Here is a 9,366-nt window from a genome sequence, read left to right as displayed (position 1 = left end):
ATCAAAACCAATATCATGAAAAAAAGAAATCTAATATTAGGAATTGCCTTTATGGCCGTCGCTTTTACATCTTGTAAGAACGAAGCTGAGGAAAAGGCCGAGAAAACTGTAGAAACATATGTTGTTTATGTTGATTCGGTAGGAAACATGGCAGCCGCTGACGCGAAAGCAAACTGGGCTGAAATCGCGGCCGCTTACGAACAAAGAACAGCTGAGGCTGAAGCAGCTTTGGAATCGGCTAAAGATAAAGAAGCCGCTCAAAAGAAAATTGACGAGAGCAAGTTGAAATTCGAAGAGCTGAAAGCGAAAGTGGAAGCTGAAACAGCGATGGCCGATCCGAAACAAAAGCTTCGCGATTCATTCTTCGGTGAAGGAACCGTAGGGCAAGACATGAGTTTCGCCTGGGTGAACAAAGACAACATCCTGAAAGTGTACAACGACTTCTATAACGCGTTTGACAAAAATCAAGAAAGCTACAGCCGTGAGGATTTGGACGAAGTAAAGACGCTTTATGAAGCACTCGATACACGTAAAAATACGGTAGAGAAAGAAGGTTTGTCTGGTGAAGACAACCGTAAGATCGCCGAACTTAAGGTGAAATTCGCTCCGAAATTCAAATGGGAACGAATTACCTCTAAAAGTGGAGAAAACGCAGCTGCAAAAGACGCGGCGAACTAATTAATTATTGATTATTAATTCAGGGAAAGTGGCAATCTGCGAAAGGTTGTCACTTTTTTTTATGGAAAATCGCAATCTGTACTATTGGTTGTTACGGTTTCCCGCAATTAACACTTTGATGTCCGGATTTACTGGCCTCATCAGGATTTAATCCTATACATTTGATGAGCGATACGCTGTAAATACATCGAAATCATGGGAAATCCGCTACGTTTTACGGGCGCTTTTTTACTCTTTTGGGCTTGTTCTTTCGCCCAGGTCGGAATCGGCACCGCGAGTGTAGCCGATTGCGCGATCCTTCAACTTGAAAGCACGACGGCGGCGTTCGTAATGCCTCGGATGACCGATGCGCAAATGACCGCGATACCTACGCCTTTGCCTGGTTCAATGGTTTTCAATACGTCTGAAAACCTACCGTATTTCCAGGGCGCTTCGGGTTGGTCAGGCTTCGACATCAATTCCAACCCAACTATCATATTGTCCAAAAGCGGCGGAACGTTCAGCACTTCGTCCTCGACATCGTACCTGATGAACCTTACCGCGGCGAACGCGTTGTCAACGAGTTCCGCTTATTTCACGTCGCCTTCGGCAGGAACGGTTTCCGTTAGTCGAAACGGGGTGTATCTGCTGTCGGCTTCCCTGTCGACGTCGAACATGCCGTCGGGAAACCGAAACTTTTACCTCGCTGCCTACCTGAACGGAAATCTGATCGGATATCTGATAAAGTCGCGCGCCCAAATGACGGCCGTCGATTATTGGGGAACGACCGGGACACTCATGTATCCGGCACAGGCGGGAGACGTATTCACTTTTAAATATTTCATCGACCACAATGCAGCGCTTACGAGCGTATTCCAAACCATTTGCATCACCAAACTCAATTGACATGAAAAAGCTTTGCTTATCGCTGTTGTTTTTCGCATCGTACGCGTCCGCCCAAGTCGGGATTGGAACGACGACGCCGAGTTCGAGCGCAATCCTGCAACTTGAAAGTACTGACAAGGCTTTCCTGCCGCCTCGAATGACCGACGCCCAAATGCTCGCGATTCCTACGCCTTTGAACGGTTCGATGGTTTTCAATACGACTTACAACGCCATGTTCGTACGCACGTCGAATGGATGGAAGAACTTTTTCGAAACGTCTAACGCCTCGATTGTGTTGAACAAGGTTTTCGCGTCGGGAAATACGTCGGTAAGCACGGCGACGAACGCGTATACGAATTTTCCATTGACCTCGTCGGATGCGATCTCAATCGACAACGCGAGTTATTCGGTGACAGGAAACGGTAAAATCAAAGTCGTAGAAAACGGCGTTTATATGATCACGGCGAGTTTTTCGGTGGCGAATATGCCTGCGGGAACGCGTAAATACGTGATCGGCGTCTATCAAAATGGAAATTTGATCGGATACATTTCGCGCGGTTCCGCGAACTTGGACGCAGTCGATGAATGGGGAACGAGCGGTTCCTTGAGCATTTTGGCCGCCGCCAACGACAGTATTGAAATCAAGTACGTACTCAACAATTCGGGCGTCAACCTTGAAGCCAAGATTTTCAATATCGGGATCACGAAACTCAAGTGATAAATCCTACATGATTTTCGTAAAACGCGGTAATAATAAAAGCGCGTGGCATTGGTAATTTTAAGGTTTGAACTTTAAAATGAAACGTTATGCCAGGAAGAAATCCGGGTCCGCAAATCAAAGACAAGGACCAATACGAAGCACTGCGCGACAAAGGCTACAGCAAAGAAAAGTCGGCGCGGATTTCCAACAGTAAAGGAGCCGAGCATCGCGGCGGAAAAGCGAAAGCCTACGACGATCAGACCAAGGAACAAGTTTACGCCGAGGCGAAAAAAGTCGGCATCAAAGGCCGTTCAAAAATGACGAAGAAGGAACTTGTGCACGCGTTGCGCACGAACTAAGCGCGAATCGTGAAATTCTCTTTCTCCTGTTCCTTCCTAAAGAACACGAAACCCCATTGGAATGTGTCGATCGTGACCGTAACTTTGGGGTTTTGCTTTATGATTTCCCATGCTTCGGTCATTTGTTCCGACCAATGGATGTCGTCGAAAATCCAAACGGAATCGTTCGTCGTCGTAGGAAGCAGCAAATCGAAATAGCGTAAAGTCGCGTCCTTTTGGTGATTGCCGTCGAAGTAAATAAGGTCGAAAGTCGAAAGTCGAAACTCGAGAAGGCCGGTTTCGAATTCACTTACGATAGTTCGGACATTTTTTAATTTGAAATCATGCAGGTTTTTTTGTGCAACGTTCGACGTTTGCGCGCAACCTTCGAGTGAAGTAATTTCTGAATTTTCATTTCCGACAGCGAGCGCCGACGTAGCCAATCCCAATGAAGTTCCGATTTCCAACACATTTTTCGGTTTGAAATATTTCATCACCCGAAATAGCAACTCGGCGCGTTTCTTAGAAATCCCCGCCGTTTTTGCAATATCCGAAACCTTGCGGATGTTCGATTTGAAAATCCGTGAACCTGCACCGAAATCAGTCACTTCTATCGTTTCATGGTTCGAAAGCAGCGATTTTCTATATTTCTTAAGAATCTTGTATTCCGGAAATTCTGTTTTGTCGTAAAAGCACTTCGTAACCAAATCGAACACGAATGGCGAGTGGACGCCGTGCTGGTTCGTCGATTTCAACAGAAAATTAAAATAGGATTTTAAAGCGAAAAACATCATCCAAAAGTACCGATTCCCTCGCTAAATCCGTCAATCTGAAATCTAAAATCTCAAATCCAAAATCTCACTGTTGTTGCTGTTGCTGCTGCATTTCCAAAAATGCCTGATAGGAATTCAAATTTCCAACGACTTCCTCATGCACGACTTCAGAAACATACGTCGGGGCAATCGGTTCGGCGTTCTCATGTTTATTTTGCTCATTCGTGATCACGACCAAAACCGTCAGCGTGTGGCTTGAAGTACCTTTATAAGTGCCTTTTACGGGCGTGCAATCAGAGAAATTTCGGCCCGAAGCGATCCTGATATGGCGATCGCTCACCCAACAATTGTTCGTGGGATCGTTGCCGAGCCAGCCATAGTCGGGAATAAAGACTTCGACCCAGGCGTGCGTCGCTCCGACGCCTCTTAAATCCTCATCGCTCGGACTGATGTAACCGCTTACGTATCGCGCCGGAATGTCGAGCAGCCGCAGCAATTCCAATAAAAGATGCGCAAAATCCTGGCAAACGCCGGCTTTAAGTTTCCAAATGTCGTCGATTTGGGTTTCGATGCTTGTCACGCCTTGTTTGTACGTGAAATTTTCGAAAATATAACTCGAAAGTAACGTCGTGGTCTCCATGACCGAAAGGTCGGGACGGGCAATTTTATGTACCAGATCCAAAAGCTCGCTTTTACATTCGAAATTCTCTGATTTTACGAAATCGAGATATGGAAATTCCTGCTTTTTCTCAGCGACGATTTTCCATTCTTCCTGAGCCGAATACGGGCTTATCGGTAAAACGACGGGATGCGTCAAAACATCGAGTTCCGATGAGATCTCAAGTGACGAATGTGGCTGGATGATCGTAAAAACGCCCACCGAATTGCCCAAATAATCCTGAAAATAATCGATCGGAACATTTGGAGAAACTGAAATCCTATGATTCTTGATTTCCTGGAACTCGCTTGTCTGTGGGCGCAAAATGATTTGGTTCGCGCTGTCGGTGACGGGCGATCGATATTCATAGCGGGTAGTGTGTTTTACGTGGTAAAGCGGCATTTTATTTTTGTTAGATTGTCAGATTTTCAGATGAAAGATTTTCAGATTCGAGATGTCAGACTTCAAGATTTTACACTTTAAATTTTCGATTGTAAAAATACATTCTTTAAATTCATATTTTCAGATATGGTTTTATCCGATGTTTGAGATCCACATGCTTGGTTGCATTCGACTCTCGACTCCAATCTGTAAATCTGCAATCTGTAAATCTGTAAATCCGCAATCTGTAAATCTGTCAATCTCTTTTAATAAACCACCTTAAAATATTGTTCATCGAAAGCGCCGATTAGTTGATAAATATGCGCGCGTATCGTTTCCAAAAATGCGATTCGGTCCTTTGTCGTTCCAGGTGCGTCGGTGAACTTGACGTGCGCGATGGTTTTCCCGAGTAAAAATCCCACTTGGCTATGCGAATCCTCGTGCGAATCCTGATTGAGCTTCCTGCAAAAAACGTGGATTTGATTGAGCGCATACAAGATCGAATGCGGGAAATCCTGTTCGAACAGGATTTGTTTGTAAATCGATTCGGGATTAAGCGACCCGGCGTTCGACCGCAGATAGTATTCGTATCCGCTCAACGAGATCAGTAGATACCGCCAGCTCGTCGCGTCGGCCGAATCGGGTTTGCTCATATCGGTCAACAACAATTGGCGTTCGAGCAACATCAGACAAAACAGCGCGCGTTCGATCAATTCTCCGATCCTCAGGAAATAGTAACCTTCGAGCCGGAACATCGAATTCGAAACGATGCCGTAATACAGCATGCATTGCCGGATCAATTGGTCCAGAACCGTGATCGGGTCGCGGTGTTCGATCTGGAATTTTAGGTTTTCGTCGCGCATCAAATGATGGAAGTCGTTGAATGATTGCCACAATTCCTTCGTGATATGATCCTGCGCGCTTCGGGCGTTTTCGCGCGCCCGGAACACGTTATTGACGAGCGACGCATCGAGCGAACTGTCGAACACGATCTTGCGCAAAACCTGTCCGGCCTCAGCGCACATTTCGTCTTCGCTGAAATGGTATTGCTTGCACAAATCCTCCCACGGCAAAATCGGCGTGCCGTCCTGGGATGCGATGTATACGCTTTGCAGGCTACGCAAATGGATATTGGTGCGCTCCATATATCGGCTCATCCAAAAAATATTCTCGGCGACTCTACTAAGCATGTTGGGAATTTTTTAAATCGACGATCCACGTGTCTTTGCTGCCGCCGCCCTGGGACGAATTCACGACGATCGAACCTTCACGCAACGCGACTCGCGTCAATCCGCCCGGAACGATCTCGATGCCGTCGGGCCCGTAAAGCGCGAACGGACGCAAATCGACACGTCTGGGTTGCAGCACGCCGTCGATATAACAAGGCGCGGTCGATAATTTAATGATGGGTTGTGCGATGTAAGAACGCGGGTCTTTTTCGATTTCGTGAATGAATGTCGCGACTTCCTCGTCCGACGCCGAATTACCGATCAACATGCCATAACCGCCGCTCTCATTGGTTTTCTTGACGACCATTTCTCGTATGTTTTCAATCGCGTATTTGCGTTCGTCGGGATTTTCCATTTTGTATGTCGGGACACTTTTGAGAAGCGGTTCTTCGTTCAGATAATAGCGGATCATGTCGGGCACGTACGAATATACGGCCTTGTCGTCGGCGACACCGTTTCCCATTGCGTTTACGATCGCGACGTTTCCTTTGCGGTAGGCGTGATACAATCCGGGAACGCCCAGGACGCTGTCGGGTCGGAACACCAAAGGATCGAGGAATTCGTCGTCGACGCGCCTGTAGATCACGTCGACGCGTTTCAGGCCTTTCGAGGTTTTCATGTACACGATCTGGTTCTGCACGACGAGATCGCGACCTTCGACGAGTTCGATTCCCATTAGCCGCGCCAACGTCGTGTGCTCGAAATAGGCCGAATTGTAGACACCCGGAGTCAGTAAAACCACGTTCGGACGACTGCTTTTTTGGTCGGCGATCGCGAGAAGATTTTTGATCAGGATATCAGGATAATCGTTTACCTGAAGCACTTTGTTCTCGGGTAAAATATTAGGGAAAATGCGATAACTCATCTTTCGGTTTTCGAGCATGTACGAAACCCCTGACGGCGTGCGTAAATTGTCTTCGAGCACATAATACGAACCGTCGAAATCGCGTATCAAATCGATGCCGCTGATGTGCGAATAAATATCGAAAGGCACGTTCACGTTCACCATTTCGCGCAGGTAATTCGGGCATGAATAAATCAAAGCCGCCGGAATGATGCCGTCGCGGATGATGAATTGTTGGTGATAGATGTCCTTGAGAAAAATGTTGAGCGCCTTCAGCCGTTGCTTGATCCCGGCTTCGATAAACGCCCATTCCTGAGCCTCGATAATGCGTGGAATCATATCGAACGGAAAGATTTTTTCAATGCCTTCGCCGCTGCTGTACACGGTAAACGTCACGCCTTGCGTCATGAACAATTTTTGGGCGAGTTCGTTTTTGAGGACGACTTCGGAATCGGGCAAATTCCCGAACGATTTGATGAACGTCGCGTAATGCTCGCGTACGGTTTCGTTGCCCATCATCTCGTCGAAAACCCCGTCGAGCCGATTGTACGCGCCAAGAATTTTTGTGATTGCCATTTTGCCTGTTTGGTGATAGGCAAATTAACGAATATGATTAAGTAACCCTAATATTTTTAGGGTTGTCAGTGAACAAATCTGATTAATTTAATAGAGTGACCCTATTTTTGGCAAGGATGTAATTTTTGAACGAAATACCGCATATATTTTTTAGCCGCGAATTCGCAAATCTGCGGCTGGACAAAAATAAGTATGAATTTATGGTTACGCGCCTTCGTTTTTGGAACTCAATTCGAACCAGCGTTCTTCCTTGTTTTCCATCTCGGTGATGATTTTTTGAAGATCTTCGGCTTTTTTGGAGATATCGGCGTCGGCTACTTTTCCGTCCGAAAACAATTTTTCGATTTCCTTTTTCTTGAATTCCAAATCTTTGATTTCACGTTCGATTTTCGAAAATTCCTTTTGCTCGTTGAACGTCAAATTCGACTTGACTTCCTTTTGTTTCCAATTGTTTTTCTCTTTCGGAGAATCATCTTTTACGGGTTCGATGCTGTCCTCATACGCCCTGAAGTCGGAATAATTCCCTGGAAAATCCTCGATCTCGCCTTGTCCGCGGAAGATGAACATGTGATCGACGATCTTGTCCATGAAATACCTGTCGTGCGAAACGACGACGAGACAGCCCGGATAATCCAAAAGGAAATTCTCAAGTACGTTGAGTGTCACGATATCAAGGTCGTTCGTCGGTTCATCGAGAATCAAGAAGTTCGGGTTCTGGATCAAAACCGTACACAAATACAATCGTTTTAATTCTCCGCCCGACAATTTCTCGACGTAATCGTGCTGTTTTTTTCGGTCGAACAAAAAGCGCTCGAGCAATTGTGTCGCTGAGATCGTCCGACCCTTCGCAAGCGGAATGTATTCGCCGTATTCCTTGATCACGTCGACGACTTTCTGTCCGGGTTTTGGGTTGATGCCGCTTTGCGTATAATAACCGATCTTGATCGTATCGCCGATCACGACTTTGCCCGAATCAGGCGGAATGCCTCCGGTTACGATATTCAGGAACGTCGATTTTCCCGTTCCGTTCTTGCCGATGATGCCGATTCGTTCGCCGCGTTGGAAGTCATAATCGAACGCGTTCAGGATCGTTTTTTCGTCGAACTTCTTGGAAACCTTGTGCAATTCGATGACTTTCGAACCAAGACGTTCCATATTGATCTCGAGTTCGACCTGGTTTTCACGTCGCCTGCTTTGGGCTTTTTCTTTGATCACGTAAAAATCGTCCTGACGCGATTTCGATTTGGTCGTGCGCGCCTTGGGTTGTCGGCGCATCCATTCGAGTTCGCGTTTGAACACGTTCTGCGCTTTGTCGACCGACGAATTCTCGGCCGCGATGCGCATTTCCTTCTTCTCTATATAATAGGAGTAATTGCCTTTGTACTGATACAGTTTACCGTTTTCGAGTTCGATGATCTCGTTGCATACGCGCTCGAGGAAAAATCGGTCGTGCGTGACCATGAAAAGCGTGATGTTTTCCTTGGCGAAATAGGATTCGAGCCATTCGATCATTTCAAGATCCAAGTGGTTCGTCGGTTCGTCGAGGATCAGCAAATCCGGTCGGCTGATGAGAATTATAGCAAGCGCGAGGCGTTTCTTTTGTCCGCCCGAAAGATTCTTGACCTTGAGCTTGAAATCCTCGAGTTTCAGTTTGAACAAAATCTGCTTGAATTGCGTCTCGAAATCCCAGGCGTTGTGTCGGTCCATGTTGTCGAACGCTTTCTGGTAAGCATCGGCATCGTCAGGATTTTCAAGCGCTTTCTCGTATTGTTCGATGACTTTTAGGATTTCGTTGTCGCTCGCGAAAATCGATTCCTCGATCGTGAGTTCGTCCTGCAATTGCGGAACCTGCGACAAGAATGCCATCTTGATTTCCTTTCGGATCACGACCTGGCCCGAATCGGCTTCGTCGGCGCCAGTCAAAATATTCATGATCGTGGTTTTTCCGGTTCCATTTTTCGCGATGAAAGCAATTTTCTGGTCTTTGTTGATGCCGAACGATATGTTCTCGAACAGCGTGCGTTCCCCGTACGATTTGGAGATGTTTTCTACTGAAAGGTAATTCATGGCGCAAAGGTAGGATTTAAGGTTTAAAGTTTAGGGTTTAAAGTTTAGAGTTTGGGCGCGTCGGCGGCGACGACAATTTTTCAAACAAGGAACTTACGGGAGCCGCCGTCGGGCTTTCCGCTGTATCTTTTGCTCGTGCCTCACAAAAGGATGCCGCTGCAATCCCTCGCGCAAATGGGAATCGTTCGCGTCAATCGAAAAAAAAAACCGCCCGAAGTTCCCAACGAACGATCTGGAAATGCGTTAGTCGAAAGTCGA

The 9,366-nt window shown here is 46.6% G+C and carries 9 protein-coding genes; 4 read left to right on the top strand and 5 right to left on the bottom strand.

Annotated features, from left to right (window positions below; all coding sequences use genetic code 11):
* Positions 1-15: 15 nt before the first annotated feature.
* The 4 genes from EOO50_RS17335 (at position 16) to EOO50_RS17320 (ending at position 2,601) form a co-directional block, all read left to right on the top strand.
* On the top strand, positions 16-678 hold the full coding sequence (locus tag EOO50_RS17335; protein WP_290841544.1) for a hypothetical protein: 663 nt from the start codon (positions 16-18) through the stop codon (positions 676-678).
* Between the two features lie 195 nt (positions 679-873).
* A complete protein-coding gene (locus EOO50_RS17330) occupies positions 874-1,563 on the top strand; it encodes a hypothetical protein (RefSeq protein WP_290841543.1) in 690 nt (229 codons plus the stop codon).
* A gap of 1 nt (position 1,564) precedes the next feature.
* The gene (locus EOO50_RS17325) at positions 1,565-2,260 is read left to right on the top strand and encodes a hypothetical protein (RefSeq protein WP_290841542.1); all 696 of its coding nucleotides are present in this window, start codon (positions 1,565-1,567) and stop codon (positions 2,258-2,260) included.
* A gap of 89 nt (positions 2,261-2,349) precedes the next feature.
* Positions 2,350-2,601, top strand: a complete 252-nt coding sequence (locus EOO50_RS17320; protein ID WP_290841541.1) for a Rho termination factor — start codon at positions 2,350-2,352, stop codon at positions 2,599-2,601.
* Here EOO50_RS17320 and EOO50_RS17315 read toward each other — a convergent pair.
* From EOO50_RS17315 to EOO50_RS17295, 5 genes are all read right to left on the bottom strand, one after another.
* Positions 2,598-3,371 (bottom strand): class I SAM-dependent methyltransferase, encoded by a 774-nt coding sequence (locus EOO50_RS17315; protein WP_290841540.1) that lies wholly within the window; start codon positions 3,369-3,371, stop codon positions 2,598-2,600. The genes EOO50_RS17320 and EOO50_RS17315 overlap by 4 nt on opposite strands.
* A gap of 67 nt (positions 3,372-3,438) precedes the next feature.
* A complete protein-coding gene (locus EOO50_RS17310) occupies positions 3,439-4,413 on the bottom strand; it encodes a transglutaminase family protein (RefSeq protein ID WP_290841539.1) in 975 nt (324 codons plus the stop codon).
* A gap of 245 nt (positions 4,414-4,658) precedes the next feature.
* A complete protein-coding gene (locus EOO50_RS17305) occupies positions 4,659-5,582 on the bottom strand; it encodes an alpha-E domain-containing protein (RefSeq protein WP_290841538.1) in 924 nt (307 codons plus the stop codon).
* Positions 5,575-7,041 carry a circularly permuted type 2 ATP-grasp protein gene (locus EOO50_RS17300; RefSeq protein WP_290841537.1) on the bottom strand — a complete coding sequence of 489 codons (1,467 nt, stop codon included), beginning with the start codon at positions 7,039-7,041 and terminating at the stop codon, positions 5,575-5,577. Before EOO50_RS17300 ends, EOO50_RS17305 begins: the two co-directional genes overlap by 8 nt.
* A 204-nt stretch (positions 7,042-7,245) precedes the next feature.
* The gene (locus tag EOO50_RS17295) at positions 7,246-9,108 is read right to left on the bottom strand and encodes an ABC-F family ATP-binding cassette domain-containing protein (protein ID WP_290841536.1); all 1,863 of its coding nucleotides are present in this window, start codon (positions 9,106-9,108) and stop codon (positions 7,246-7,248) included.
* Positions 9,109-9,366 lie beyond the last annotated feature (258 nt).

It is taken from the genome of Flavobacterium sp. (assembly GCF_004211145.1).
Classification (GTDB): Bacteria; Bacteroidota; Bacteroidia; order Flavobacteriales; family Flavobacteriaceae; genus Flavobacterium.
This window is presented reverse-complemented; position numbering and strand designations above follow the sequence as displayed.

What these genes read in the sequence shown, in the direction of transcription:
- EOO50_RS17300 (WP_290841537.1), bottom strand. Translation starts at nt 7,041, where the DNA reads ATGGCAATCACAAAAATTCTTGGCGCGTACAATCGGCTCGACGGGGTT.
- EOO50_RS17325 (WP_290841542.1), top strand. Translation starts at nt 1,565, where the DNA reads ATGAAAAAGCTTTGCTTATCGCTGTTGTTTTTCGCATCGTACGCGTCC.
- EOO50_RS17320 (WP_290841541.1), top strand. Translation starts at nt 2,350, where the DNA reads ATGCCAGGAAGAAATCCGGGTCCGCAAATCAAAGACAAGGACCAATAC.
- EOO50_RS17335 (WP_290841544.1), top strand. Translation starts at nt 16, where the DNA reads ATGAAAAAAAGAAATCTAATATTAGGAATTGCCTTTATGGCCGTCGCT.
- EOO50_RS17310 (WP_290841539.1), bottom strand. Translation starts at nt 4,413, where the DNA reads ATGCCGCTTTACCACGTAAAACACACTACCCGCTATGAATATCGATCG.
- EOO50_RS17330 (WP_290841543.1), top strand. Translation starts at nt 874, where the DNA reads ATGGGAAATCCGCTACGTTTTACGGGCGCTTTTTTACTCTTTTGGGCT.
- EOO50_RS17295 (WP_290841536.1), bottom strand. Translation starts at nt 9,108, where the DNA reads ATGAATTACCTTTCAGTAGAAAACATCTCCAAATCGTACGGGGAACGC.
- EOO50_RS17315 (WP_290841540.1), bottom strand. Translation starts at nt 3,371, where the DNA reads ATGTTTTTCGCTTTAAAATCCTATTTTAATTTTCTGTTGAAATCGACG.
- EOO50_RS17305 (WP_290841538.1), bottom strand. Translation starts at nt 5,582, where the DNA reads ATGCTTAGTAGAGTCGCCGAGAATATTTTTTGGATGAGCCGATATATG.